This window comes from Staphylococcus sp. 191 (assembly GCF_011174885.1).
Classification (GTDB): domain Bacteria; phylum Bacillota; class Bacilli; order Staphylococcales; family Staphylococcaceae; genus Staphylococcus; species Staphylococcus coagulans.
The window spans coordinates 141,541-166,021 of record NZ_PNRJ01000001.1; the positions used below are offsets into that span (position 1 = coordinate 141,541).

Annotated in this window: 53 protein-coding genes; 5 read left to right on the top strand and 48 right to left on the bottom strand. The window is 35.5% G+C overall.

Going from position 1 to position 24,481, the window contains the following annotated elements; genetic code table 11:
* Positions 1-4 precede the first annotated feature (4 nt).
* The 48 genes from gpGT to C1H58_RS00815 all read right to left on the bottom strand — a co-directional run bounded on the left by gpGT (position 5) and on the right by C1H58_RS00815 (position 21,955).
* Positions 5-148 (bottom strand): phage tail assembly chaperone GT, encoded by a 144-nt coding sequence (gene gpGT / locus C1H58_RS00585; protein ID WP_164905402.1) that lies wholly within the window; start codon positions 146-148, stop codon positions 5-7.
* 41 nt (positions 149-189) lie between these two features.
* Complete coding sequence (gene gpG / locus C1H58_RS00590; protein WP_126496170.1) at positions 190-636, bottom strand: phage tail assembly chaperone G; 447 nt, start codon at positions 634-636, stop codon at positions 190-192.
* A gap of 64 nt (positions 637-700) precedes the next feature.
* On the bottom strand, positions 701-979 hold the full coding sequence (locus C1H58_RS12265) for an Ig-like domain-containing protein (protein ID WP_242680200.1): 279 nt from the start codon (positions 977-979) through the stop codon (positions 701-703).
* An 87-nt stretch (positions 980-1,066) separates the two neighbouring features.
* A complete protein-coding gene (locus tag C1H58_RS12270) occupies positions 1,067-1,642 on the bottom strand; it encodes a major tail protein (RefSeq protein ID WP_242680202.1) in 576 nt (191 codons plus the stop codon).
* Between the two features lie 11 nt (positions 1,643-1,653).
* The gene (locus C1H58_RS00600; protein WP_165544993.1) at positions 1,654-2,016 is read right to left on the bottom strand and encodes a DUF806 family protein; all 363 of its coding nucleotides are present in this window, start codon (positions 2,014-2,016) and stop codon (positions 1,654-1,656) included.
* Complete coding sequence (locus tag C1H58_RS00605; RefSeq protein ID WP_165544994.1) at positions 2,013-2,390, bottom strand: HK97-gp10 family putative phage morphogenesis protein; 378 nt, start codon at positions 2,388-2,390, stop codon at positions 2,013-2,015. The genes C1H58_RS00600 and C1H58_RS00605 overlap by 4 nt, the downstream gene beginning before the upstream one ends.
* The gene (locus C1H58_RS00610) at positions 2,390-2,722 is read right to left on the bottom strand and encodes a phage head completion protein (protein WP_126496173.1); all 333 of its coding nucleotides are present in this window, start codon (positions 2,720-2,722) and stop codon (positions 2,390-2,392) included. Before C1H58_RS00610 ends, C1H58_RS00605 begins: the two co-directional genes overlap by 1 nt.
* Positions 2,694-2,993, bottom strand: coding sequence for a head-tail connector protein (locus C1H58_RS00615; protein ID WP_126496174.1), 300 nt, complete (start codon positions 2,991-2,993; stop codon positions 2,694-2,696). The genes C1H58_RS00610 and C1H58_RS00615 overlap by 29 nt, the downstream gene beginning before the upstream one ends.
* Before the next feature lie 9 nt (positions 2,994-3,002).
* Positions 3,003-3,161 carry a hypothetical protein gene (locus C1H58_RS00620; protein WP_165544995.1) on the bottom strand — a complete coding sequence of 53 codons (159 nt, stop codon included), beginning with the start codon at positions 3,159-3,161 and terminating at the stop codon, positions 3,003-3,005.
* A 12-nt stretch (positions 3,162-3,173) separates the two neighbouring features.
* On the bottom strand, positions 3,174-4,418 hold the full coding sequence (locus C1H58_RS00625; RefSeq protein ID WP_165544996.1) for a phage major capsid protein: 1,245 nt from the start codon (positions 4,416-4,418) through the stop codon (positions 3,174-3,176).
* A gap of 69 nt (positions 4,419-4,487) precedes the next feature.
* A complete protein-coding gene (locus C1H58_RS00630) occupies positions 4,488-5,087 on the bottom strand; it encodes an HK97 family phage prohead protease (protein ID WP_026067013.1) in 600 nt (199 codons plus the stop codon).
* Complete coding sequence (locus C1H58_RS00635) at positions 5,038-6,336, bottom strand: phage portal protein (protein ID WP_347563063.1); 1,299 nt, start codon at positions 6,334-6,336, stop codon at positions 5,038-5,040. Before C1H58_RS00635 ends, C1H58_RS00630 begins: the two co-directional genes overlap by 50 nt.
* 216 nt (positions 6,337-6,552) lie before the next feature.
* Complete coding sequence (locus C1H58_RS00640) at positions 6,553-8,256, bottom strand: terminase large subunit (protein WP_165544997.1); 1,704 nt, start codon at positions 8,254-8,256, stop codon at positions 6,553-6,555.
* A complete protein-coding gene (locus tag C1H58_RS00645) occupies positions 8,256-8,729 on the bottom strand; it encodes a phage terminase small subunit P27 family (protein ID WP_019165882.1) in 474 nt (157 codons plus the stop codon). The genes C1H58_RS00640 and C1H58_RS00645 overlap by 1 nt, the downstream gene beginning before the upstream one ends.
* A 92-nt stretch (positions 8,730-8,821) precedes the next feature.
* Positions 8,822-9,199, bottom strand: a complete 378-nt coding sequence (locus C1H58_RS00650; protein WP_165544998.1) for an HNH endonuclease — start codon at positions 9,197-9,199, stop codon at positions 8,822-8,824.
* Positions 9,190-9,558, bottom strand: coding sequence for a hypothetical protein (locus tag C1H58_RS00655; protein WP_165544999.1), 369 nt, complete (start codon positions 9,556-9,558; stop codon positions 9,190-9,192). Before C1H58_RS00655 ends, C1H58_RS00650 begins: the two co-directional genes overlap by 10 nt.
* Positions 9,559-9,788: 230 nt before the next feature.
* Positions 9,789-10,211 carry a transcriptional regulator gene (locus tag C1H58_RS00660; protein WP_165545000.1) on the bottom strand — a complete coding sequence of 141 codons (423 nt, stop codon included), beginning with the start codon at positions 10,209-10,211 and terminating at the stop codon, positions 9,789-9,791.
* 11 nt (positions 10,212-10,222) lie between these two features.
* Positions 10,223-10,402, bottom strand: a complete 180-nt coding sequence (locus C1H58_RS00665; RefSeq protein WP_242680204.1) for a DUF1514 family protein — start codon at positions 10,400-10,402, stop codon at positions 10,223-10,225.
* Complete coding sequence (gene rinB, locus C1H58_RS00670) at positions 10,399-10,569, bottom strand: transcriptional activator RinB (RefSeq protein WP_165545001.1); 171 nt, start codon at positions 10,567-10,569, stop codon at positions 10,399-10,401. Before rinB ends, C1H58_RS00665 begins: the two co-directional genes overlap by 4 nt.
* Positions 10,562-10,717 (bottom strand): DUF1381 domain-containing protein, encoded by a 156-nt coding sequence (locus tag C1H58_RS00675; protein ID WP_165545002.1) that lies wholly within the window; start codon positions 10,715-10,717, stop codon positions 10,562-10,564. The genes rinB and C1H58_RS00675 overlap by 8 nt, the downstream gene beginning before the upstream one ends.
* Positions 10,718-10,753: 36 nt before the next feature.
* The gene (locus C1H58_RS00680) at positions 10,754-11,290 is read right to left on the bottom strand and encodes a dUTP diphosphatase (protein ID WP_165545003.1); all 537 of its coding nucleotides are present in this window, start codon (positions 11,288-11,290) and stop codon (positions 10,754-10,756) included.
* Between the two features lie 3 nt (positions 11,291-11,293).
* Positions 11,294-11,617, bottom strand: a complete 324-nt coding sequence (locus C1H58_RS00685; protein ID WP_165545004.1) for a hypothetical protein — start codon at positions 11,615-11,617, stop codon at positions 11,294-11,296.
* A complete protein-coding gene (locus tag C1H58_RS00690; RefSeq protein WP_165545005.1) occupies positions 11,614-11,793 on the bottom strand; it encodes a hypothetical protein in 180 nt (59 codons plus the stop codon). The genes C1H58_RS00685 and C1H58_RS00690 overlap by 4 nt, the downstream gene beginning before the upstream one ends.
* Entirely contained in the window at positions 11,786-11,968 is a 183-nt protein-coding gene (higA, locus tag C1H58_RS00695) for a type II toxin-antitoxin system antitoxin HigA (RefSeq protein ID WP_165545006.1), read from the bottom strand. The genes C1H58_RS00690 and higA overlap by 8 nt, the downstream gene beginning before the upstream one ends.
* A 20-nt stretch (positions 11,969-11,988) precedes the next feature.
* Positions 11,989-12,195, bottom strand: a complete 207-nt coding sequence (locus C1H58_RS00700; RefSeq protein WP_242680370.1) for a hypothetical protein — start codon at positions 12,193-12,195, stop codon at positions 11,989-11,991.
* Positions 12,192-12,590 carry a YopX family protein gene (locus C1H58_RS00705; protein WP_165545007.1) on the bottom strand — a complete coding sequence of 133 codons (399 nt, stop codon included), beginning with the start codon at positions 12,588-12,590 and terminating at the stop codon, positions 12,192-12,194. The genes C1H58_RS00700 and C1H58_RS00705 overlap by 4 nt, the downstream gene beginning before the upstream one ends.
* Complete coding sequence (locus C1H58_RS00710) at positions 12,574-12,975, bottom strand: hypothetical protein (RefSeq protein WP_165545008.1); 402 nt, start codon at positions 12,973-12,975, stop codon at positions 12,574-12,576. The genes C1H58_RS00705 and C1H58_RS00710 overlap by 17 nt, the downstream gene beginning before the upstream one ends.
* A gap of 12 nt (positions 12,976-12,987) precedes the next feature.
* A complete protein-coding gene (locus tag C1H58_RS00715) occupies positions 12,988-13,209 on the bottom strand; it encodes a DUF3269 family protein (RefSeq protein ID WP_165545009.1) in 222 nt (73 codons plus the stop codon).
* Positions 13,206-13,394: a hypothetical protein gene (locus C1H58_RS00720; protein WP_126496584.1), complete on the bottom strand. Its 189-nt coding sequence runs from the start codon at positions 13,392-13,394 to the stop codon at positions 13,206-13,208. Before C1H58_RS00720 ends, C1H58_RS00715 begins: the two co-directional genes overlap by 4 nt.
* 5 nt (positions 13,395-13,399) lie before the next feature.
* Positions 13,400-13,636 carry a hypothetical protein gene (locus C1H58_RS00725; protein ID WP_165545010.1) on the bottom strand — a complete coding sequence of 79 codons (237 nt, stop codon included), beginning with the start codon at positions 13,634-13,636 and terminating at the stop codon, positions 13,400-13,402.
* Positions 13,636-13,845 carry a sortase family protein gene (locus C1H58_RS00730; protein WP_165545011.1) on the bottom strand — a complete coding sequence of 70 codons (210 nt, stop codon included), beginning with the start codon at positions 13,843-13,845 and terminating at the stop codon, positions 13,636-13,638. The genes C1H58_RS00725 and C1H58_RS00730 overlap by 1 nt, the downstream gene beginning before the upstream one ends.
* A 165-nt stretch (positions 13,846-14,010) precedes the next feature.
* A complete protein-coding gene (locus tag C1H58_RS00735) occupies positions 14,011-14,310 on the bottom strand; it encodes a hypothetical protein (protein WP_347563064.1) in 300 nt (99 codons plus the stop codon).
* Positions 14,311-14,314: 4 nt separating this feature from the next.
* The gene (locus C1H58_RS00740; protein ID WP_165545012.1) at positions 14,315-14,728 is read right to left on the bottom strand and encodes a RusA family crossover junction endodeoxyribonuclease; all 414 of its coding nucleotides are present in this window, start codon (positions 14,726-14,728) and stop codon (positions 14,315-14,317) included.
* Positions 14,729-14,899, bottom strand: coding sequence for a hypothetical protein (locus tag C1H58_RS00745; RefSeq protein ID WP_019166767.1), 171 nt, complete (start codon positions 14,897-14,899; stop codon positions 14,729-14,731).
* Positions 14,893-15,669, bottom strand: coding sequence for an ATP-binding protein (locus C1H58_RS00750; protein ID WP_019166766.1), 777 nt, complete (start codon positions 15,667-15,669; stop codon positions 14,893-14,895). The genes C1H58_RS00745 and C1H58_RS00750 overlap by 7 nt, the downstream gene beginning before the upstream one ends.
* 2 nt (positions 15,670-15,671) lie before the next feature.
* Complete coding sequence (locus tag C1H58_RS00755) at positions 15,672-16,412, bottom strand: conserved phage C-terminal domain-containing protein (protein ID WP_165545013.1); 741 nt, start codon at positions 16,410-16,412, stop codon at positions 15,672-15,674.
* A 326-nt stretch (positions 16,413-16,738) separates the two neighbouring features.
* Positions 16,739-17,062: a hypothetical protein gene (locus C1H58_RS00760; RefSeq protein ID WP_100008595.1), complete on the bottom strand. Its 324-nt coding sequence runs from the start codon at positions 17,060-17,062 to the stop codon at positions 16,739-16,741.
* Positions 17,049-17,729, bottom strand: coding sequence for a putative HNHc nuclease (locus C1H58_RS00765; protein ID WP_165545014.1), 681 nt, complete (start codon positions 17,727-17,729; stop codon positions 17,049-17,051). The genes C1H58_RS00760 and C1H58_RS00765 overlap by 14 nt, the downstream gene beginning before the upstream one ends.
* A gap of 12 nt (positions 17,730-17,741) precedes the next feature.
* Positions 17,742-18,299: a single-stranded DNA-binding protein gene (locus tag C1H58_RS00770; protein WP_165545015.1), complete on the bottom strand. Its 558-nt coding sequence runs from the start codon at positions 18,297-18,299 to the stop codon at positions 17,742-17,744.
* Between the two features lie 20 nt (positions 18,300-18,319).
* Positions 18,320-19,087 (bottom strand): ATP-binding protein, encoded by a 768-nt coding sequence (locus C1H58_RS00775; RefSeq protein ID WP_165545016.1) that lies wholly within the window; start codon positions 19,085-19,087, stop codon positions 18,320-18,322.
* Positions 19,087-19,566, bottom strand: coding sequence for a siphovirus Gp157 family protein (locus C1H58_RS00780; RefSeq protein ID WP_165545017.1), 480 nt, complete (start codon positions 19,564-19,566; stop codon positions 19,087-19,089). Before C1H58_RS00780 ends, C1H58_RS00775 begins: the two co-directional genes overlap by 1 nt.
* Positions 19,559-19,774 (bottom strand): hypothetical protein, encoded by a 216-nt coding sequence (locus C1H58_RS00785; RefSeq protein WP_165545018.1) that lies wholly within the window; start codon positions 19,772-19,774, stop codon positions 19,559-19,561. Before C1H58_RS00785 ends, C1H58_RS00780 begins: the two co-directional genes overlap by 8 nt.
* A 12-nt stretch (positions 19,775-19,786) precedes the next feature.
* On the bottom strand, positions 19,787-20,047 hold the full coding sequence (locus C1H58_RS00790; protein WP_165545019.1) for a DUF1108 family protein: 261 nt from the start codon (positions 20,045-20,047) through the stop codon (positions 19,787-19,789).
* An 88-nt stretch (positions 20,048-20,135) separates the two neighbouring features.
* On the bottom strand, positions 20,136-20,306 hold the full coding sequence (locus C1H58_RS00795) for a hypothetical protein (protein ID WP_165545020.1): 171 nt from the start codon (positions 20,304-20,306) through the stop codon (positions 20,136-20,138).
* Positions 20,294-20,518 carry a hypothetical protein gene (locus C1H58_RS00800; RefSeq protein WP_015728800.1) on the bottom strand — a complete coding sequence of 75 codons (225 nt, stop codon included), beginning with the start codon at positions 20,516-20,518 and terminating at the stop codon, positions 20,294-20,296. Before C1H58_RS00800 ends, C1H58_RS00795 begins: the two co-directional genes overlap by 13 nt.
* Positions 20,515-21,234: a BRO family protein gene (locus C1H58_RS00805; protein WP_129955911.1), complete on the bottom strand. Its 720-nt coding sequence runs from the start codon at positions 21,232-21,234 to the stop codon at positions 20,515-20,517. The genes C1H58_RS00800 and C1H58_RS00805 overlap by 4 nt, the downstream gene beginning before the upstream one ends.
* Before the next feature lie 30 nt (positions 21,235-21,264).
* Positions 21,265-21,708, bottom strand: coding sequence for a hypothetical protein (locus C1H58_RS00810; RefSeq protein ID WP_165545021.1), 444 nt, complete (start codon positions 21,706-21,708; stop codon positions 21,265-21,267).
* A gap of 10 nt (positions 21,709-21,718) precedes the next feature.
* Complete coding sequence (locus C1H58_RS00815) at positions 21,719-21,955, bottom strand: helix-turn-helix domain-containing protein (protein WP_037543670.1); 237 nt, start codon at positions 21,953-21,955, stop codon at positions 21,719-21,721.
* Between the two features lie 194 nt (positions 21,956-22,149).
* Here C1H58_RS00815 and C1H58_RS00820 point away from each other — a divergent pair, with 194 nt between their 5' ends.
* The 5 genes from C1H58_RS00820 (at position 22,150) to C1H58_RS00840 (ending at position 24,287) form a co-directional block, all read left to right on the top strand.
* Positions 22,150-22,479, top strand: a complete 330-nt coding sequence (locus C1H58_RS00820) for a helix-turn-helix domain-containing protein (RefSeq protein WP_096543804.1) — start codon at positions 22,150-22,152, stop codon at positions 22,477-22,479.
* 16 nt (positions 22,480-22,495) lie between these two features.
* Positions 22,496-22,951 carry an ImmA/IrrE family metallo-endopeptidase gene (locus C1H58_RS00825; protein ID WP_096543806.1) on the top strand — a complete coding sequence of 152 codons (456 nt, stop codon included), beginning with the start codon at positions 22,496-22,498 and terminating at the stop codon, positions 22,949-22,951.
* A 57-nt stretch (positions 22,952-23,008) separates the two neighbouring features.
* The gene (locus C1H58_RS00830; RefSeq protein ID WP_096543808.1) at positions 23,009-23,305 is read left to right on the top strand and encodes a TM2 domain-containing protein; all 297 of its coding nucleotides are present in this window, start codon (positions 23,009-23,011) and stop codon (positions 23,303-23,305) included.
* A 155-nt stretch (positions 23,306-23,460) separates the two neighbouring features.
* Positions 23,461-23,943: a hypothetical protein gene (locus C1H58_RS00835; RefSeq protein WP_065520445.1), complete on the top strand. Its 483-nt coding sequence runs from the start codon at positions 23,461-23,463 to the stop codon at positions 23,941-23,943.
* Positions 23,943-24,287, top strand: a complete 345-nt coding sequence (locus C1H58_RS00840; protein WP_065520444.1) for a DUF3969 family protein — start codon at positions 23,943-23,945, stop codon at positions 24,285-24,287. Before C1H58_RS00835 ends, C1H58_RS00840 begins: the two co-directional genes overlap by 1 nt.
* The last annotated feature ends 194 nt before the right edge of the window (positions 24,288-24,481 follow it).

The window sequence follows — 24,481 nt, forward strand, 5'->3', positions numbered from 1 at the left end:
CTTTCTAGCCAAAGATTTCTGCAAAACTTTTGGCCTTTTTCTTTGTTTCTACTTCAGACGCGACAATATTTAAAAAGAAGTGAATAGGCATGTTTGCGACTTTATCGGGGTCCATACCTTCTTCAATCAACTTCTTTGCTAGTTTCATGTAATTTTTATATTGTCCCTCTGGCGTAAGGTCTTCTGGGTCTATTTCGTTTTCTCGCTCACGAACTTTTTTGTTTCGTCCACATCTCCTGCAATTAGGGTGCCTAGAACTTCAGAAAGGGTTTCAAAACCTTTTTCTCCACTCTCTAAACCTTTTTGTAATTCTTCTGATGTAAATTGATTCCCGAACATTTCGGCAATAAAAGTCGTAATTTCTTCGATTGCATCAAACATTTCAAGCGTTACCTTCTCTTGTTCTAACAACTTGTCGTTGTATTCCGCTTTTTCTGTTTCTGATAAAACCGAGTATTCTTCTTCCGTCAACTCTTTAAAATCAGAATCTGCGTAAAGGTTTTGCATTTTTTTTGCTAATTTAGTCCCTTGAATTGTGTCGAATAGTGTGATGATAGGTTTTGCTAAGTATTTTTTTGTCTGTGGTTTACCTGCTTTTGTGTATCCTGTGATTAATTCGATTGATGGTCTCGCCATAATAGATTCCTACTTTCGTTTTTATTTTTGCGCAAAAATAAAAGAGGGGATTACCCCCCCTTAATTAAATCATTTGTAATTCATCTTCTACTTTAATACTAATAGTGTCACTTTGGTCTCCTGAAGTAGCTGTAACCACACCGTTACCTACTTCATTAGCTGTAACTAAACCGCTACCGTTAACGCTGATGAATTGACTACCTTGTGTTACACGATAAGTAACTGGTTTACCTTGCGGGTCAGTAGTCGCTGATAACTGTTCTGTCATACCTTTTTTGATTACTGTAGATTCTTTGGAAAGCGTTACACTTCTAACGCTTTCCTCAGAGTTCTTTCCCGGCATCTTTTTTTCAACCTCGTCAATTTCTAACTCTTGATTTAAATCAGAAATAAACTCGTCGTACGTTTTACCAAAAGTTTCAGTAAATACTTAGTCACGTCCTTTATGCTCACCTTTTTTATCGAATCCAGTCACATGTGATGATTCGTCGAATAAACGGTCAATAAATGAACCTTCAACTTCGTCATTTTGGAACTCGATTTTATCTTGTTTTGTTTGACCTGATAAGTTTGGACGTGTGAATTTACCTTTGAATAATCCTACCCATTCGGATGAGCCATCATGATTTGTACGTTCAAACACAACCGCAACATCTGGTGGAATATCGTTTGCACCGTATTTAAAACCGCCCTCGCCTTTTTTAGCACCTGCTAAGAATGCTTTTTGTTCGGCAGGGATAGTAACAAATGTTGTTTTAACTGATAATTTACCGTTAGACACTGCTGTTGCAGCAACAATGTTGTCACCGTATTCTTCTTCGGTTTCTTGTGGACGGTCTACTTCGATTTCTTTTAAGAATCGTGTACGGTGTCCGCTTTTTACTTTCCATTCTTTATCTGTATCAGTTTCGATTGGGGCCCAATAAAAGTTAGTTACACCAATAGCGATACCTGATACGCCAGTTGATTCTGCAAAATGTTGCAAGTTTAATTTTAATTTTTCCATTAATCTTCCTCCTAAATAAATAGAGAACCGTTTGCACGAATGATTTCTCTAAAAGTTAGAGTCTCAACTTCGTACAAAGGTTCTCTGTAATAAACTTTAAAATTTAATTGTTTTAATACTTTCACAATACTTTCTGCTTGCTGTTCGGGTTCGTTTTCAGACCACCAAACATCGATTTGATAGTCGTACTCACGCGTCATTTCTTCATTGTCAGCATAATCGTTCGGATTATATGGCAATGGAGTAATTCTTACGATAGGCTGATTTGTTTTAGTGTGGAAGTTTTCAGGAACAACGTACTTAAAGACGTTATCTTCCACAGTAATACTTGGGTTACTTACGATTGCATCATAAATTTTATCGGTTACATTCATTTTAATGACCTCTTCATCGCAGTTAACATAGCACTATACACTAACTGCCTATTACTTTTTTCAGTTTTAGTAATCCACAATTGCGGTCTTTGATACATCGTTCCGAATTCTGTTGCATGTATACGGTGTGCATAACCTTTTGTATATCCAATGTCTACGTATTTTTCTCCCGAACCTCTGTCGGTTTTTACATTAGATACAGCAATATGGTCGCGTGCATGACCTCGTCTATCACTTTTGGGCGTATTTTTTACGAGTATCGGTATTAAAGCACGCGCGCCTGCTTTCAGAATTCGACTTTGATTTGCGCTAAACTCAACCTTTTTACGTAACAAACCTTCTTCAACGGTATTTTTCTCGATTTTTGCGGGCATTATAGCACCACCTCACAGTAAACACGTAAGTAAGATTTGTCTTGGTAGTCCTTTTTAACGTATTTTATCGGGTATTTTTCGCCATCATGAATAATATAGTGCTTATTATTCGGCTGATAATCACCACGTGGATCACGTATGATAACTGTTTTAATGAATTGAGTGCCTGTTGTTAAACTTGTTTGTGTATCGGACTCTTTAGAATCTTGAATACAAGCAAAACAACTGTACAGCTCTTTTGTAATAGGTCGTTGAGGTAATCCTCTAATTGATTGGCTGACATCCTCACAAAAAGTTACGCGCTCATTTAATCTGTTCGGATTGAACCGCATAGGCGTCCCTCAATTTATGCACAACACTTAAAACCATGTGTGGTGCGTAGTTTAGGTTTCTTTCAGTGTAAGCAAGACGGTTTTCAAAATAATATGCAGTGAGTGGAAAAACCGCTGCTCTATACAACGTTTGTTTCTCGAGCCAATCTAAATCATCAGTAACCGCGTCTGCAATGTCTTGTTTTGCCCAATCGTAATACATTATCAACAAATCATCTTCGTAAGAATGGTCGATTTTACAATGTTTTTTTAACAACTCTAAATCACTCACTGCAACCACCTACTTATTATCGATACGTTCTAAAATACCATCTTGAGGTTGGCCTTTTTTATTGACCTCGTTTGCACGTTTGACTGTCATATCGACTTCATCTCCAACTTCCAAGATTTTACCGATAACTTTATCTTTATAACGTGTTAGCACTTTATATTTCGCCATGATAATCACCTCTTACATTTCTTGCAAATCTTCTTCTGCTGAAGCATCGTCATATTCAATAACAATAGCTGATTTATTGTCTAGAATACGACAATCTTGACGCACAGCAACCATTAAGCACTCACCGAAGTGCATGTAATCAGTCCATGACGCTTGGTATTGTGAACGGTCAAATAACACAATAGCGTCTTTTAAGTTACCAATAATTAATTTGTTGTCGCCTTTTTCACCAAGCATTTCATCAGGCAAGATTTCCACTTTAGCACCTAATAAACGTTGTTGTGTTTTCTCTTTAACGTCAGGTTGAATTAAGTAGTTGCCTAATTTGTCTTTCATTTTATCTAATTTTGCGAACATAGTTTGAGATACAATGGCAACATTATGTTCATAATTAGGTTTCACATTTAAGTTCACAGCGTCTTTAATGTCGTCTAAAGATTTAGCTTTCTTAGTCTCTAATTTAGCACCTTCGGATTCGAAACCACTTGTTTTAGATCCTGTAGAACCTTTAGTGATGACATCAATAATCGCTTTGTTACGTGTAGCTGCAATTGTACGTGCCATCCATAATTTTAATTCTTGTAATACATTAACCTTCGCATCTTCAATCGCTTCACGAGAGATTCGGAAGTAACCACGGTGTGTATTGATGTCGTATGCCAATTGGAAGAATGGTTTAACCGCTAATTCAGGGTTTTCTTCTAATTCTTCTACCTTTTCAAGCGCTGCAACCTCTGATTGACGTACAACAGGGTATTTACCAGAACCGTTAGTAACACGTTTAACAGTTACGTACTTATCAAGGTTAAATTCAACTTCTTTTAACTTTAAGATATCAGTTACGATTTCTTCCGGAATAACTACAAATCCTGAATCAGTTTTTAAAGAACCACCTTTAATGTCTTCACGTGTTTCTAAATAATTAGTAAAATCACGAACTTCTTGTGACGTCACTTTAGTATCCTGAATTGAAATACCTAATTCATTCAAGTTTGGTGCTTGACGATACGAACGTTCTTGTTCGACCACTACAGGTTGTGGGTTTGCGTTTTCTGTTTCATTATCTTTCTCTTGTAATTTCTTTAACTCTGCTTCTTTCTCTTGAATTTGTGAACGCAAGTCTGCGATTTCCTTTTCTAAAGTCTCCGCTTTCTCTAACTCGTCGTTGTCTAATGCACGTGTAGCGTATCTGATTTTTAAATCAATACTACGTTTCAAATCCGAAATTTCGGAACGTAAAATTTCTTTTTTATTCATTTGAATTCCTCCTAAATTTTTGCATAAAAATAGACGTCGCTTTTTAAGCACGTCCAATGGTTGTATTTGTTAATGGTGTCCAACTTCACCAAGCTTATTTGTAATTGAATGTTTTTTGAGTTTTAACTCTAACGCTCTTTTGCGTTCGTCATTTTTAATGTTCTCAATGCTACGTAATGCCGGTTTAACATCAGTGTCTTTGTATGCAGGATAAGTTACCACTGACACGTCTGTTAACTCACGAATAGCTTTTAAAGTACGTTTATAGATGTTCTCTTTTTCATCAAAACGCATTTCATCGCCTTGTTCGTCTAACATAAAACCGAATGAACATTGATTGATGTTACCCACACGCATATTCTCGTATAAATCACGTGCAAACGTTGTATTCGGTAATTTACAACGGTATTTCAAGCCAACATCATCAGTTTCAAGTTCCAAAGTTCCAGACTTCGTTCTACCAATAATTTGTGATGGCACGTGGTCTACTAAACAACGTACATCAGATAAATCAGTGTTTTCTAAAGCGCTACGTGATATAGTTTCTTTAAATCCACCTAAATTCTCTGACCAGGTATCAAATTTCAAAGCGTAACCCTCGATGACCATTTCATTATCATCATTCGAACGGACTTCTGTGATATTTCCGATTCTCGTTTCCTTTGCCATCTTCCTCACCACCTTTCAATTTGTTATCAGTACCACGTGATTTATTCATTTGGTACTCATCAACAAGCGCAATATTCACGTGGTTGAGGTCAACACGATGGATACTACCGTAACCCCCAGGTATAGGTGGTAAACCATCACGCTTACGGACTTCATCAATGTTTGTTTTGCCTGAATCGATATTGATTTTATCGATTTCAGCTTGTGTCTTTTCATCAACTACACGTATTTCAGTCGTATCGAATTTAAATTCACAAACTTTGTCTGTGTATTCATCATTAAATTTGAAATTCAACTCTGCACACACACATGTAATGTAAGGTTTTAACGTTGAAAGATAGTCCAAGTTTGCGTCTGTAATGCTCATGTTCGTAGTTTCGATACCGAATTTATGCAACGGAATGCCGAATACACCGGCAATCTCACGTGTGGACGATTTATTCTCACGGATTAGTTTTAAAACTTCTGTATCCACTTCTAGCTGATCAAACGTCATTGACTCATCTAGTACAACAACCTTACCTGCTTGCTTTGTACCACTAAACGCTTTGTGGAATTCCTCTCTCGCACGGTTTCTTGCTTTTTTATCGTTTAAGACGCCTTTCATCTTAAGTATTCCGCCTGCATGCGTGCCATTACGTAAGAAGTTGTTTAAAAAGTCCTTACCATTGTTATCAGAATCAATAGTCTTGCTCAGTGTATCAAGTAACGACAATCCATGAATCCCGTCTAATGAATAGAATTTAATGTCTAACATATCTTCATATTTAATGTCTCGCCTAATAAACTTACCGTTATCATCAGTACGTTCATGTGAATAATAAGGACGTCCCATTCGGTCGGATTTTAATTCTACTTCTGAAGTTTTTCTAAAAGTTAAACTAATAGGGTTACCTAACTTATCACGCGTGATTTCAACGTAACCATGAGAAGTCAATAAAGCATTGGCAAATACAACCAATTTAAAGATATAGCCGTTATACAGTGAATTCGGCCTAGTATTAAGCAAATTAACAACCTTATTACTATAATCAATCTGACCGTTAACGTTTAATCTAATAGGCATACGTGCTAAATCAGACGCAATCATCATTACTGCTGTAAAAATGTCACTGTGCTTAATGGCATCTATAGGCGTATACTGTCTTAAATTAGTACCCTGAAAACCAGGTAACGTCTGAACCATCATTTGTAAATCGTCTTCGTTATACTGTAAATCTCTATTTTCGTTTCTTAAGAAGATACCCACTTAATCACCTCCTTTCCCGTGATTCGTTGTCAATGATTAATGCAATAACCACTAGGAAAACGCCTGTGTTAGCTAGTCCTAACTCAACCCCAAATGCTAAGTAAGTTGCGGTATTCATTATGATTAAACCTAATAAAAAAAGGATGCTAACAATGTTAACAACCAATAGTTTTAACGGTATTAAAAGCTTGTTCAATTTCATCATTGCACCCCCTTTTAAAATCCGAATTCTTCATTTTCATATATTGATGACCAATCCACCTCGAATTCATGCATACTCGCTTCACTAAAAGCAGTTATGACAGAGATGATAGGGTCAATCTTTTGTCGATTCATCTTCTTGTTAATCTTAACGTTGTCCTCTCCGTCGTAAATTAAAACAGCGTTATTTACGGCAATGGTTAATAGGTTATTACCAAAATGTTTAATCGTCTTTTCAGCAACCCATACTCGAAATTGCTTAATAGGTTGTGAAAGGCTTCTGAAACTTTGCCCAACTTCAATTAGAGGCCAATCAATCACCATGGATTCTAGCGTGGTCACAAATGATTGTGCATTCCATGGATCATAACACAACGCTTTTACGTTTAACTGATACTCTTCCACAACGTCGAATATATACTCAATAACACGCTTGTAATCAATCATGCCACTTTCCGATGTGGTCACTTCCGCCTCTCCTGTATTAATTAATTTTTCGTAATTAATCTTGTCACGTTTCGACTTCTGTTCGAGCGTGGTCCTTAATCCAATAAACGAATGGCTGTCGATTAACATATCACCATCATCTGTTGGGAATATAAACCCTACAGAAGTTAAGTCGTCAAGTCGTGATAAATCGACACCGATATAAACGTCTTTGCCGTACAAACTATAATCATCACGATTCACTTCGATTGATTCCCATTCATTAATATTGATTAAGCTATCTTCTTTGTTCGCTTGCCAAAGGTTAAAGTTTTTAATCAAAATCTTATGGAATGACGTACCTTTTTCTAATTCATCTTGAATATCCGCTTTAATATTTCTCAGTATTGTGTCTCTATGTTCCTCAGACTCTAAAAGCGGCATTGCCTTAATCCACAGTGATTCGTCATTCACTTCATCTTCTGAATCCATTTCGGCACAGTATACAAAGTAATTATCCGCTTTAACTTCGCCCGATAATATTTTCGAGATGTATTTATATTCTTGATACATCTGACTATTGAGGTTATCCCCTGCCGTCGAAATTAAGAGGGTGAGTGGGTTCTTCTGCAGTGTCATACCCGTTTTAAATCTTGAATACATTTCATCGTCTGGCATGCTTGCCAATTCATCCAGTATAGCTACAGTTGGGTCTTTACCATCAACAGCATCAGGATTGTTTGATAACGGTTCGAACACGCTTGTTGAATCAATATGTGCTAAATCTGTTTTGCGTACATCTGTTGATTTACGAATGTAATCGCTTTTTGAACGTAGCAATTTGATTTGTTGACTTGCCATCTTAAATATCGTTTGTGCTTGCTTGTAAGTTGATGATGATACATATATTTGTCGGTTGTATTTCGGATATTGACCAAAAAGCAACTCATTAAGCGACATTCCCGATACCACTAGCGATTTACCTTGTTTACGTGCCATACTTACATAACATTTAGTAAACCGCCTAAAGCCACCATCACGTCGCCAACCGTAAATACTCCCTACGATAAACTTCTGAAAGAGCATTAAAGGCATAGGTTCATTCGTTTTAGGGTCAGGTAACATCTCGATGAATTTGATTGCCTTATTTGCTTTATCCACATCCCAATAACAACCTTCAGGTGGATATTTTAAATCATTCAAATGACGTTCAGCCACTTTAAAATTCTTCTTACTTACAAGTATCTCGCCTTTGACTACTTTTTGTGCATAAATTGTTGTGTAATCTAACATCAATCGTCACTCACAAACTCTTTGAATGGGTCATCATCCTCTTTCTCTTCAGGGACGACGATGCGTAATCGGCTATCGATTGTTAATCCTAGCGTGTTAGCTACTTGTTGCATTCGAGTACCCGCTTTCTCTTTAGCAGTAAAAGCAGGATTTACTTTAGATTCTCCATTCGCTCCTTCAATAACGACGCCACCTGTTGCTTCTAAATGCAGACTTGCTCTTACAAAATCACTGTAAAAACTGCAGTATTGTGAAAGTTGTGCTTTATCCAAATTTGATATTGGCAATTCTTGCATGTAAGGTAATATTCTTAGGTATTCTTCTTTCGCGATATCATCTAAAAAGTCAGGTGGATGTGAATCTATCTTTGAAAATTTGTTTAATTGCGCTTCTTGACGCTCTTTTTCGACTATTTCTTCTTTGGTGTAATTCTTCTTCGAATTATGCAGAAGTTTTCGAGGTCTACCTGCCATTTTTAGCACCTCCATTATGTTTTAGTACCTGGTATTAAAAATTAAGGGAAATCTTTAAGAGAGTATATGGGCATCGTTCTTCAGCGCCTTCCTCACCGCCCCCGTTCATTAATGTGGGGGACTTCCTTCTGCTCTCTTTTCGTTTTTCTGTTGTGGCATTCGTAACACAATGGCTGTAAGTTTTCTTTTTCTAATCGTTTTGACCAATCAATTTTAGTCGGGATAATATGGTCAACCATTTGCGCTTGACGTCCACATGATCTACAAATATAATCATTCTCCATCAATACGATTTCACGCATTTTCTGCCACTGCCTAGATTTATAGAACCTTAGGTATTCTGGGTCATTCCTTTGCCTTACATCGTTGTATTTAGCGTTTGTGTACGTCTTATGCTTATCGCAATAGTTTTCGTTATAGCTAATTAGTTTGTTGCATGTTGGATGACTACAACGTCGCATTACTGGCATAAGCTCACATCGTTTATATCAATCACCATATCTCTTGTTTGATTAGCCACAAGTAATTGATTACCAATCACATCATGCACAATGTATTTATCTTTTTGATAGATAATCGTATCGCCTTTGTTAATCATCTTATGCAAGTTAGGTTGATAGGAATTAGCGTTGATACCTGCAACAGTATCGAGTGTAATGTTATTGAGTGTAGCAATAGATGTAATATGTTCTAGTGCATCACCTAGTAATACAGTTAATGTATCGATGTCTTTGTTGTGTGTGAGTTTTCCTACCACATTCATAAGTGACAGTAGATGTGTCTGCTGATCAGTTGGTTGCTTTAATGATTGGTACTTATTGAATTCCATTGTCTACCTCCTTGCATAATAAAAAGGTACTGCGGTTAACAGTACCTAGTGATTTTGTTTTGGGTATTTTATTTGAGTTGTACACTCATATCAATCACACGTGTGTGACTCATATCAATATACAAAGCGCTTAGGCTAAGGGGTGAACCTAAACGCTCTATAATATAGTACCTGATAATATCATAATATCATTAAATAATACGCTCTATGCACACGCTATGCACACACCATTATTTCATTCCAACCTCAAGTGCTACTGCTTTAACAAAGTTCTTTCTAATTTTGCCTGCAGTATTACGGTGCATAAAACATTCATCTGCTATATGTTCCATCTTCATATCTTTGCGCGACCAGTATTTTAGTCGTATCACTTTTTTATGTGTATCTGGCAACTGGCTATACGTTTGTTCGATTGCTTGAACCATTTCTTCTTGATTTCGCAGCATCTTATTTGTCATTAATCGTGTTGCCATAATCTCTGTTGTTCTTGCAGGTTCTCCTGATTGAAGCGGACCATAAATAATATTATTATCGACGGGTTGAATTGGATTAAGTATTTCTAACCGCAACCGTTGAATGTCTTTTTTTGTATTATCAAGATTGTATATTTCTGATTCTATATATCTGAAAGTACCAGGTTTAATATCAGTCATGTTTACCTCCGCTATTTATATCTTTCAATAAAACGTTCAAACTCTTTAGCATCAACATCGTCTTTAAACTTAAAGCTTAAATAGATATTGGTATACTTTAGGGCGTCATTCTCTTTCCGCAAAAGGCTATTGTCTGCCAATAGTATTAATACTATTAATCCAAGTATTACCGATATGATAATCCACATCATTCCGACACCTCCGCTTTAATGCCATTCAAATGTGCATGATCATATTCTGCGAAAGTCATGTCGATATCATCAACTGACATCAGTATGATAAGCACTTGCTCTGTTAGGTATTTACCTAACTCATATAACGCTAATGTGATAAGTAAGTTTATAATACGTTTAATCATTATTGCCTGCCTCCTCATATATCTTCAGCGCTTCCTTTTTGCTTTCTGCTTCCACAACCGTAAACGTTTGATTGTGCCGTGGTTTAATCGCTTCTTTAAACGTTTGTCCTGTCGAGTCTGTAAATGTAGTAATTAAATACTGTGTCACTTCCCCAGCACCTCTTTCACTTTTGTTAGTATGTCTTTAGAATCCTGATGATCCGAACCCTTTTTCTCCTCTTGCTGACTCACTTGTAAATTCCTCCACTTGCTCTAACTCTGGCGTAATGATAGGTACAATCAATAACTGTGCGAGTTTGTCGCCTTTGTTGATTTGATACACTGGGAAGTCTTTATATAAATCACTATCAATTAATCTCCCATCTACGCCATGAACTCCACTGTACAATCTATCTGCATGGTCGAATAAATCATCATACGGGTCTTCGTACACATAATCATTCTTAATATTAATCTTCATTTTTCCTGTAAACCCTGCGTCAATCTTGCCTGTTTCAATCACTAAATGTGTCTTACTACTCACACCACTACGGCTTGTAAGCAGTCCAACGTACCCTTTAGGAATATTAACCGCTATGTCAGTGGCAATTAATGCTTTCTCTTGTGGTTCAAGCACAACTGTTTCAGCTGCGTAAATGTCAAAGCCTGCATCAGTATCGTGCTCACGTTTCGGCATTGTCGCGTTATCTGATAATAATTTGATTTGTAATGTATTAGTCATTACCTATTCTCCTTTTCCGAATTGCTTATTTAAACGTCCTAATTCTTTGTCGAATTGTTTCTGCAATTCTTCTAGCTTATTTTCATACGAATAGACCACTAGATAGCCACCAGTTGGTTCATCCCAATCTCCACCATCTCTACTATAATAGAAGCTATCACTTTTTCCGTTTATAAAATCATCTTCTGAGTCAAAGCAGTAATCAAAGACTATATCTTCTAAGAGTCCTTGACGTTCTTGCTTTGAATCCTCAATAACACAGCTTTCAAATAAAGTTTCTGAGTCTTGCTTACCATACGTTAAATAATGCTCAACCAATATTTTCATTTCATTCTCCCTTTTTCAAAATCTAACATAGCTTGTCTTAACACTAATCCTGTACGTTCGAGTCTAGTTTTTGATACAATATCAAAACCATGCTCAAGATTTACTTTTTTACGTTCTTTAAGAACTCTTATATATTCTTCGCTCAACGCAATTAAAGTGTCTAATTGATTAGTCATTGTTTGCGCCCTCCTTAATTAAATAAATTGGTTTGATGATAAAATCTATAAGTCCAATAACGGAATCATCAGACAGCTTATAATGCGTCTCTCTAATATCTCCAACCAGTTGCACAATTTCTAACATTTCATTTGTTTCAGGGTTATATACTTTATCTCCTACACTGATAGCCATTTCACTCGTCCTCCAATATTCTATTCATTCTGTAACTTATCGTAGTAAGGATTATCCGACCACGCCTTTTTATACGCTAGGTGTGTGTTGAATAAATCAACCACATCATCTAATTTACGCTTTAGGTCGTCACGCTCTTTGCGTAATTTTGTAATGTCGTCGATGAGTGAGTCGCGCTCTTTTTCGAGTTGAATTATTCTCTCGCCCAAATTTACTAAAGCATTCATTCCACCATCTCCTTCAGCAATTCGGGATTCTCGTATTTGTTTCCGATAACCTCTAAATTTGATGAGTCATTTATATAATGATGGTCATATCCGCCGTTATAATATTCCGTTAATACAAAGGCACCATCTAACCATTCAACCAAGAATAAATCGCCGTATGAGTCACTAACAATGTCTTTTTCATATATTTCTGTTTGATACAAATCTTTTAAACCTGTTGACATCATGACGATTCTATTAATAGTGCCATCTTTTTCAACTAAGTCTAAATCTTCCATATGATCAAACCAGATTGTAAACCCCATATCAAAGTCACTCCGCTGACCATAACTCATGCCTTGCTGATAATCAGTTTGACGCCTCTCTTTATCCCACTCTCTAAATTTCGGTATCATTCCACCACCCCCCATATTTCCAAATTAACGTCAAAGATGCATCATCATTGAGTATGTAGAATGCATGGGTTGTAATGCCCATAAGCTCATTATCGTCTAAGGCTTCTTTTATACTGCATCCACGTCTTAGACCTGCAATAAGTGAACCATCACAATATTCACAGACCTCTAATACCATAGGAATAACCGTTTCCTCTGTAATTTCTTCCTCGACTTCTACCGTAAAAGTTTCGTCTGGTTCTACAATCATCGAAGTTTTGAACCAACCTCTAGAGTCAAATTTCACTCTCCCCTCTTTATTTGCAACAAAAGTTTTATTCTTAATACCGTTATCCCACGCCCACTCAATTAACTGTAGTAACGTCATTTGCTTTTTAATTTTCATCAACATTCCTCCTCAATAATCAAATATTGTCTTTTGCGTACCTAGCTCTTGCTCTAGGAACAAATTATGCGTCGCTTTAAACCGCATTAATTCAGTCTCGCTCATATCCCACATTTGCCCTGCAAAGATAGCGTTCGCCACGCCTGCAACGTTGTATCTGTCCTTAATGGGTACAACACTGATTACCTTGCGACCGTCTTGGTCAAATAGGTTGTATTTATCGAAAATACTCATAGCATGCACTCCTTATTCCGTTTTTTATCGCGTGGATCAATCAGCATTGCTACACGATTATGATTTACACCAACCACAAAACCTTTTACACCACGCTTGCGTAACTCCTTTTGTAACTGTGTTGGCGACTTGCCAGCCGTATTAATGCGGTAGCGTTGTTTTACCGTGTCGCTTAAATTTCTCATGATTATCACGCCAACCCCAGTTCCTGTTTAATTTCTGCAACACTTACTTTGACGCCTACCATGCGTTGACTGTGCCCCTTTCTCCGGAACACTTTCGCTTCTTCCAATTGCGTCGAGGGATTTACAATTCTATCGAATGTCATGGGTGACATGTTCAACTTTTCTAATATCTCTTTTCTTGTTCCGCCACATACGACATCATCGCCTTTGTAAATCACATATTCATACATTGCAGCCCCCATCAGCGAACAAACTCCCAATCGTCAGCATCAGTAATTATTTCTAATGAATGGTCTTCCAATAAAAGCATTACACTCCTATCAACAAACTTTTGTACCACTTTTCCAGTGTGACCAATTGGTTCTTCTTCCCATTTGTCATCTACTCTATATTTATATACGTCAGTTGTGACTCTTACTCTATCGCCTATTTTCAAGTCTTTTATTTTCATTTTTTGACCCTCCTGTTCGAATATGGTCTTGTATTCACAATCTCGTCAATACTCCAGTAATTCTTGTATCGACTTAACGCAATGCTAGGTGTGATACCTTTGTGTATCATTTTTGATTTTTGTGACCTAGTAAATCCTATAAATTTGAGGTCTTTCCAAGTTACATCATTCACTCCACAACGCCTGGCTTTTTAGATATTTGTAATAGTCACTCGCTTTAACTGATTGAGGATATTTAACTAAATGCGACTTGTCTTTTCGTTCCTTCATAAAACGCATATATGCTACTTTCGGATGAGTGAGCGGTTTCGGTAAATCATTAACTCTTTTTTGAACAGGAGTAGTGACAGCTTTTTCAGCAGTCCATCCCATCCTTCTTACACGACTTCTCGCTATCTCTCTAGGTATGCTATTCAATTTCATCCTTTGTTCTTGTTCTTTTGTAAAAAGATCTAATTTTTCCACCGTTTTACTCCTCCTCTATGACAAGTACTGTACGTGCTACGCTATCCCATTTTTTGAATGTTCTGATTTCCGATATCAGCACATCGTCCGTCCATACTTTGCCATTGCCAGCATCTAATATTGTTTTAAGTAAATTGTCTATATCTGGCTTAATGGTGTGTGGTTGTCCGATATGCGATTCCTTTTTGTGCTTTGGCCACGACTTACTAGGTTTAAAGTAAAACTCAATCGTGAGCCGTATTGGCTTGTCTATCATCAAAGTTGGTAACTGATCAGCCACAAACTTTTTATGTTTTACATAAGGTGCAGGCATGTAAGTATGCCCGCCTCGTGTAAATCTAGGGCGTGATGACCCTTTTGGATTACCTAAGTTTCTGTCGCCCTCCTGGTAAAAAATCTCTATTCTAGTTTCCGCCACTTAATCCACCTCTAATATCGTCATATCTTGCCGTGTGTTGCGTTCAACTCTCTTTTGGATAAATAGGTCATACAACTTTTTATCGTCGCCTTGCGCCCACTCAAGCATTTTCTGAGCATAAACATCTGAACACTCAAGATTTTGTTTCAAAAACTCTTTTGTAATTACCATGCGTCACGCTCCCTGTAATCGTCGCCGATAACATTAACTTTTCGACTACCTTTTTTCATTCTGGAATTGATTCTGTGCCAATGCATATCTTGATTAAGTTCTGAATCTTTAAAGTTAGTTGTAAAGATGTTGTTTTTATCTTGCCGATTATTAATAATGTCATACAACATAGATAAATCGTGGTCGCTATTGCTAACTCCTATATCATCTAAAACCAACAAATCTAAATTAACGAGCTGCTTCTTTAAATCTTCAAACGTTTCAGATGATTTTTTGTTATATGTCGCTTTGATTCTAACCATCAAGTCAGGTATCTGCATAAAAGCGACTGTATATCCCTTATTTTTAATTGCTTTAGCTATTGCGTATGCTAAGTGTGATTTACCAGTACCATAACTACCTCTAAAAAGTATTGATTTCATTTCACCTTTTTTATTCGAAAAGTTAGTAACATAATCAATAGCTGTTTGCTTAGCATATTTTTGTGAATCGTTATTAACTTCGTAATTATTAACTGTTGCGTTTTTAATGGACGGATTTACGGTGGATTGATTGAAAATATCGTCAATCCTTTGTTGTTTTCTCTTATTAGTTGCTTCTTTCCCCATTTCTATCAGTTCACAGTCACAACCATCTTTATACTCGTAACCATTATCAAATTTATACCAGTCATAATCCCTACCGCATTTATCACAATGTAATCCTGTTTTCTTCTCTACGATTTCGTTTTTAAATTGTATTCTCTCAGCTATTTTTTCAAATGGATTCATTTTTACTCCTCCCAATAGCTCATGTCATACTTCATGCGTTCTAATTGATCCACACCACTTAATTTAGGCGTCTGATTAAGGTAACCCTCAAATTTTGTGCCAAATAACGTTTCGGGTCTCAGATACTTCTCCATGTCTGTACCTTTCCATTCCGATACTTTGTTATCAATTGCTTTTTTAAAATCATCTAGTGTAAAGCCCTCATCTGTTCTAGCTCGTATGACTGTTTGATTCTTTTTAGTAGTTGATTTGTATTGCTTACCTGTTTGTTTGTTAAGGTAGTCAATAACTTCTAGATAGGGATAGGCGGTCGGGTCTCCCGACAATATATCTATTCTATTTATATTTTTAATACTTGTATTATTATTACTTGTATTATTCTCTTTAACATTTGTGATAATAGGGGTATTAACAGAATTGTTAATAGGGGTATTATCATTTGTGTTAATAGGTCTTATCATTTCTGTTAAGGGGTACATCTTTCTTTGTTTGATTTCATTTCCTTCTCTAATGATTTCAACTTGTAAATATCCACATTCTTTTAAATTAGCTATACGGCGTGACACTGTAACTTTCGTAACTTCATACAGTTTGGCAAAGTAGCCATTACTCGCTGTGCAGTATCCATATTTGTTACTTAATGATGTGATTTCTGCAAACAATAACTTTTCACTGTCCGTAAGACGGTTGTCATATCTTACGTTTGCTGTAATTATCGAATAGTAACTTGGTTGATCAGTCATTTGTATTCTCCTTTCTGGTATAATTTCGAAATAAAGGAAGGTGGAATATATGGATAATTGGTCTAACACTAAACGGTTATTAACTTTAGAGGAAAAACAAAATTTAAATTTAGATAACGCACATATGTTTTTTCATGAGACAGACTTGTTTTTAATAGCTAAAGCTGCATTGAATATTGCTTACACATTAACTAAAGGCTCTTTTAGCTCTTATCATCTTCAGTGTTTGAAATTTCTTCTTAAATCTTTAGAAGTAGAGCTAAATTCAATAACAATAGAGGAAGATTATTATGCTTACCAGTCCTTTACACGAAAACTGTCTAATTTTATAAATATCTTTTCTCTCGATTTGGATCGAACTCCTTATCAAAAGAAGGACGAATTCTTTCGAGTTCTTCTAGATGTTTTTCTTCAATTACCTGTTGTAGATTTTGGCGAATCAACCCTATCATCGTTTTTAACTTAGTATTGGTTTCCTCATCTTTTAACAGCAAATAATCCATCCAACTATCAGCAAGTGGCATCTCTAACATTTTTTTCTCTATTTCACTGCTGATAGTTTCTTCATTGCTTTTATCTATTGTTTTTTCATGCGTTTTTAGTATAAATTCCAACACATATAGTTCCTCGCGCATTTTACTTAGTTTCATCCACTTTTCCTCCTTTCAGCATTTTATTAAGTCGTTCGTCAACATCGACCCAACTATCATGCAAGTGATATTTGTCGTTAAAACTGTCCATGCCTATATTGTGCTGTTCTGTATGATGTCTATGGCATAACGCAAGTACCTTATTATCTGTATGGTCTATTTTGTGTCTGTTTCGTCCACGCCCTACCGCTTGATAATGCGCTAGTTCAGCGTGTGGTTTACCACATATCGCGCAGTTTCTGTTAACAGTAGCCCAATACAACAACGCTTTATCTTCTTTCAATAACTTACTTGTTTCAACCTGCATTGGTATTTGATGATGGAACATAAACGCTACAATCAGCTCTATCAATTCACTTGCTACTTTCATGCTGCAATTACTTAGACTTATATGTTCATAACCTTTCATAATCTCTAATTCAGATTGAAATAGTTTTCTCGTTGACTCTACGGGTTCGCCCCAGTGCATCTCTATATCTCTACATAGTGCAAATATCTTTTTGCGTTGATCACTCGAAATCCTTTTATTGTCATGCACCTCTACATCTGCGTTTATCGAATAACCATTTTCTAAAAGTTCAATATGACTTTGCTCAAGTTTTACACCAGTAGCAACGACGGAATACGTACCGTCGTTATCTGCCTGGTATCTTGTAATATGTTGCATTTATATCACACCTTAAAATGTTAAATCTTGGTCGTCATATCCTAATGAGTCGCTGCCTGCAAATGAATTACTTTGTTGAGACATCGGTGTTTGTTGCTGATTGGAATTATTTTGTGTTTCTTCTGCTCTTTGTTCGTCCGTTTTAGGTGTTGGTTTATTAACTACTTCATCCCCTTTATTCCAAACTTTGATATATGATAGTTGTGCCATATATCGTCCTAGATTCTCTCTAAACTTCCATTTGACAACGATGTTACAAAACTTATTGATAAGTTGATCAGTATCGAATGTTAAATCTGGTAAGTTTAGTTTGATTCCTAATCTACTTAATAATTCGATGTATTGCTTTTCTTGAAAATCCTCTTGGAATGGTGGCACAAACTGATTATGGTTGAATTGTTTGCCCTCATTATTCTCGAATATGATTGTAAAATATCTATTTTCTTTATCGTTGAATTGAATCTCTTTTACTTTTACTGTAAATTCTCCCGCGCCTAAGAACTCTCCGCCTTTCATAAATGCTTCTTGATTCGTTTCTGTAATATGATTTGCTCTACCTGTAATTTTCATAATTAGTTACCGTCCTTTATTTAGTTTCCGTTTCGGATTGCTTGTACTACGTCATCAATACTTGGGTTGATAAACTTTTTATCGTTAATTTGCACACTTTGTGAGTGTCTTATTTTTGTTTCAAAAACCGGCGATGGTTCTGCGTTAAATACGTAGTTAAATGCCTTTTGTCCGTCTTGGTCATATTCTTCAATGGTCATTCTTCCTAGTACATCAGATTGGCTGACTACTGCTTTTCTGATTTGGTCCTGTGCTTCAATCGTGATAGTGGGATTGATGGTACTTCCTTCTTCATCTTTTTCTTTGTTGATGCCCTCATGACCACTGATTGCTAAATGGAATTGGTAGTGTTCCTGTAATTTTGAAATGTATCTATACATGTGTACAATACGTGTAGCTGTTGCTCCCCAGTCATTAAATGTCGGCTCTCTTGTTTTACCTGCCATAATGTCATCAATTGTGATGTCACGTAGTTTTTGAATGGTCTCTATAACCACCACATCAATCTGCTTTCCGTTAGATCTAAGTTGTTCTAAAATCTTTGGTAACATCTTAACTACCATTGCAAAATGCTTGTAATTCTTGATTTGTACAACAGCGCCATCTTCTGTAACTGTTGTACCGTCCTCATTAATGTCTAATACAAGCGCATTGTTGTCTTTAGTTAAAAACGTCGTCTTACCAGTCCCAAACTTTCCATAAACAGCAAATTTGTAAAACTTATTGGCGTTCTGTTGGCTAATATCTTTAACGCCTAACTGCGTCAAAATGTCTTGTTCCTCGCTCATTATTTAATCACCAAGCTTTCTGTTACCTGTAATTCTGCTCCTGGTATATCTTTGCCTGCTTTCAAATCGTCTGTAAGTTGTTTTGAGTTGAGCTTAGGTGCTTGTGAAACCCAATAATCTTGTGGAATTAAACTTTCATCGATAACTTTTTTAGTTGCTCCGTTTTTGCGCTTGTAAATGTGATTGGTAGCTGTGCGATAGTTTTCTACTTCTTGAACATCTAACATGTCTTTCAAATATTCTTTAAGACGATCACATAGATTTGTCTTTTGTTTTTTTAAGTCCTGCAACCTTTTAATCTCTTTATCAATAACATCAACATCGCCTAATACATCACGTCTCCAATTAATGATGTTATCCACTTTTACATTCATTTCTTCTTTAATAGAATCGAGTGTATCTTTCAGTAATGTTGGATCTAATTCTTCTTGACTCGACAACTCTTTGAATGCTCCTGACAATTCATATAAATTACTCATCTAGTAATTCCTCCTCTTCATCGTCATCTTCTAAAACAGATAACAATTTGACTTGTTTTTCTAAATGTTCGTTTTCGTCAATTAAATTATCGACGTCAGCCTTTAAAGCGGAAACTTCTTCCTCCAATTCCGCCACTCTATCTTTTAATCTACTCTCTTGTGCTACTAATCTTTTAAATTCGGTATAATGTATTGTCACTAATTCCATAGTTTGTTCCTCCTATACTTTTGTAAAATGAGCCATAACTTTGTCTAGCTCATCTGTTTGGTACTCGATAAAATCGTAAATAGCTGCGTTAATAACTTCTTGTGCGATGTCTACATCTGAGACATCGTATACTTTCGTTTCTGCGATGACTCTGTATGTCATGTCAGTGATTTCAATCAAGATGTAATCATCTTGTCTTGTGACATGCTTACGGAATTTGAAGCCTTCTACTTCAATAATTCCTGTATATTCTTCGCCTTTCGGGAAATACATTTTTCAATTCCTCCTAATTGTGGTAAATTAGGGATAGATATTTTTCTGAAATAATTATCCCTCGACTGATTAGCAATTGCCGTTGCTATCAGTCTTTTTTAATGCTTCGTAAAACCGCTTTTGTGCTGTTGTACGTCACGGCTTCTGATAGGATTACGACAAACAGAATAGTAGTGAAGTACACGCCACTGAATGCTAAGACAGTTGTTAATACGATAGCGACTGATACGGTGTTGAACCATGCGATCAAATATTGCATGCTTGTTCCTCCAATTCTTTAACAGCTTCATCTGACAAATCGTTATACGGAAATTTTTCGCGTGCTAATTGAATTGGAATTTTACCTCTAATAGCAACAAATCCTTCTTCTTCCATTTCTTCATTTAAAGCTCTAGTGATAGATGTAGCCTTACTTTTCGACACACCAGTTAGAACCTGTAATTCCTTTATGGTCAAAAATTGCTTTTTCATTTGCCCCCCTCCTCAAAGTCCATTTCAAGTTGTCTAATTACGTACATTGTTGATTGTGATGGAAACCAATTTGTAATGATTTCCATTACATCGTTAAAATGTTTCTGTCTTAACTGCGTTCTCGTTTTAATTCCGGCCATTGTATTTACATCATTGTTAATGTTTTGATACAGCGGTTTGTTAACCTCTTTGCTATTAGGTAATCCGTGAATTTGTCTAATGTATGCAACGCGTTGATGTATAGTTTTAGTAACCAAACCATATTCACCTGCATCAAGCTTTTGGTTATCTTTTAAATCAATAACGTCTGCTTTTACACTTTCGATTTCTTCTTTAGTCTGCTTTGTAGCTTTAAACATTAATTCCAACGCTTGCATTGGATCACTTGGAACTTGATATATCCCTGTTTGCCGAATCGCAGGTAAAACCTCCATAGCTAACCAATCTTGAAATTTTTCTGCTGTTGAATTACCTGCTTTAAAAGCTAGTTTATAAACCATTGGTTCTGGTATGAAATCGCCTTTCCCAACTTCTTGGGAAAGATATTTCCCTAAATATTTATTGATAGTTTCCCAACGAATATATTGCTTGCCGTTTTTAATCTGAGTGAACCCCAAACTTTTTGCGACAGTTTCTAAATCGAATAAATTATTTTCATTATCTTGTTTGATTAAGATTGAAAACATATCGTTACTGAATGTTTGTAAATCTTGCATTTATTTTCCTCCTTTAAGTTGTTTGTTTTTCTATTCGAAATCTTCAATAGTCAGCTTTGATAAACGCTTTGTGTATTGATGTTTATACATAGTTTTGAAATGTCTATAAACATCAACAGCTTCTTCGTATTCACGTTCACTCAAATCAGAATTTCTTGTAACACCAAAAACTGCTAAAGTTAATTTTCTGATAAAGTCATGTATATGATCGTCATTTACTTTTCCATTAAAATATTCATTGCCTCCAAATGGATACTTCCGTAAAGCTAAAGGTTTGTAGTGGCGTCCTCTAAATGGTGTTTTTATAAACTTTGTAAAACTAAAGTCTTCATTTATATTTGCAATATCAACTTCATCAAGTCTTACTTCACTAAAAATCGAAAATTGTTTTATTGGTTTCTTACCTAAAGCCTGCCTAACTTCCTTTGCTACAATTTCTTTTAATTCTTCTTTGGTTAATGTGATTTGTTCCATAGTATCCTCCTTAAGCTTTTTGTTCTTTTTCGGGAACGTTGTTGGTAAAAAAAATATCAAGATTGTTCGTTTCATATCCCAATATTTTAGCCATTTTGATAAATTCATTAGCCCCAATATCCACCAAACCATTTTCCCTCTTTGCATATGGCGTTCTTGTTTTCCATCCCATTAAATTAGCCATTTCATCTTGTGTGATTCCACAAGCAATCCTTTCGGCTCGCAATCTTTTTAGATCAAGTACCATTTTGTCACCTCCTTCGTTCTCGTTTGAGAACTGTTTATACCTTAACATTTATCGTTCTCACATGTCAACATTTTTTACCCTAAAAAAATCATAAAGTTTTTTTCTTCTAATATATTGTATTCATTTGGGAACGGTGCTATAATCTAATTGTTCACAAATAAGAACAAATATTTTATACACAGGAGATACTTAAAATGAGAAGCAATGATGAAATAATCACAATTATAAAATCGGCAATGAAGGAACAAAATTTATCGCTTAGTGAATTAGCTCGTCGTGCCGGAATTGCAAAATCTGCAGTATCACGTTATTTAAATCTAACTAGAGAATTCCCTTTAAATCGGGCGGAAGATTTTGCAAAAGCTCTTAGTATCAGTACAGAATATTTACTTGGATTTGATAACAGTGGACAATCACAACAACAAGACAATCTTGCCGCTCATTTAGATGGCGATTTTTCAGAAGATGAACTCGCCAAAATTAGAGAGTTTGCGGAAATGGTGAGGAAATCACGCGATAAATAAACAAAGGGTGATATGTTTGAGCAAGTATGAAGAATTATTAATACAACACGATTACATCGACATTGAAGATAAATATAATCTTCCAGGAAATTTTAAAGGATTTTATGACAACGATGTCATACTTGTCGATAGTAAGCTTAATACTTATCAAAAACATGAAATTTTAGCAGAAGAAATAGCACACTATAAAATATCTGCTGGTAACATCTTAGATCAATCAAACATGCTTAATCGAAAATTTGAATTAAAAGCAAGACGCCTTGCAAATGAATCAGTGATTACTTTGCAGGGTCTAATTAACGCTTTTAATTATGGTGTGCAAAATATTTATGATTTAGCTACATATTTTGAAGTCACTAAAGATTTTGTACTAGATGCTATACAACATTACAAGCAAAAATATGGCTTAAGAACTCGATATGGTAAATACATCATTGAGTTTGAACCGCTGATAATATATAAAGATTTATAAAACTGGTTAAATCGCTTTATGCGTTTAATATAAAATTAAAATAGGAGGTTTTGCAAAATGAATTTACAAGCAAAACAGAACATGTCTCAAAATGATTTAATGATTTTACGTTCAGAAATGGACAAGAAAGAAAAAAGTAAAGGCGTTATGTGGCTGTTATGGTTTTTTACAGGAGGAATTGGGGGTCACCGTTATTATTTAGGTGATATAGGTTACGCTATTGCTATGACATTTACGTTAGGAGGATTAGGTTTTTGGTCTTTGATTGACGCCTTTTTGATAAGCGGGAGATTAAGAAAGAAAAACGAAGAAATTGAACGCGATATTATCGTTGACATGGGGCTAGGTCGTTAAAATAAATTAAAAAACACCTACTTAGTAAACGCTTTAAGGTGGTGGGGGGCATGCATACTAATTATAAAATATTCAAAAACACCCCCCTATCTATAATAATTATTGATAAAACAAATCTACTAGTCAGTATCTAATCACAACATACGAGGTATAACATGAAAAATAAAATTATTGTATTTATATTATTATTAACTTTTACAATCTCATATTCAACAAATTCAGCAATCGCTTTACAAGAGGAAAGCATCGATTCTATCGGGCTAGAAGATAACACAATCAACGAGTCTTTATTAGATAATATGCCTGACTACATAATAGAGGAAGAAGCCACAATACAACCTAGAGTTATAGGACCTATTGTTAAATATGTAGTTAAAAACGGTATGACATTTTATAAAAGCATTAAATATGCACCGAAATTCCCTCGAAATTTTAGGGCAGTTAGTGGAAAAACCAAGCATCATAACGTGAATAATAAAACCTTACTAGCCAAACTTAGAAAGGTTGAAAAAGGACCATGGAAAAAAGTATATAAAGATGGATACATTGGAAAGAAAAAAGTTTCAGTTCATTATTTCCAAAGTAAATCAGGTTTAGTGTTCGATGTAAAAACTAAGTCAGGATGGAGTAATAAATAATGCTAATATTTGAAAACAAAGAACAACTTGAAAAATTCACTTTAATAACTATTCATGGTTTATTTCATCAACTTAAGCACAATCTTATTTCAATAGAAAATGCAGAACATATAATTTTCACACCCTATATGATGGAGGAACTTTCTTCTTTAAACGTAAATTCAGAAATAATCGATTTAATTCATAAAGGTACGGAACTGGAAGATTTAGAAGCATTTGATTTATCTGTTCAGGAAGCTGTTTCTGAATTTATAAAAAAAACAGAAAAGCTATTAAAGAACTATCAGCATGTAGATTTTAATGAAAAGATACTGAAAGATTGGAATATAGAAAGAAGTATTTAAGATGTTATACTAACATTTTAAATACAGGTAGCACCATCTATCCTTTAATAATAACATATTGCAGATTCCTGATATAAGATGATATAATTTAAATATATTAAAGGGGCATCCTTTAAAACACGTATATATTTGTTACCTTTTTGGTAATTAACAATGTAATCTTATAATTATAAGTGGCGTCTGTAGTTTATACA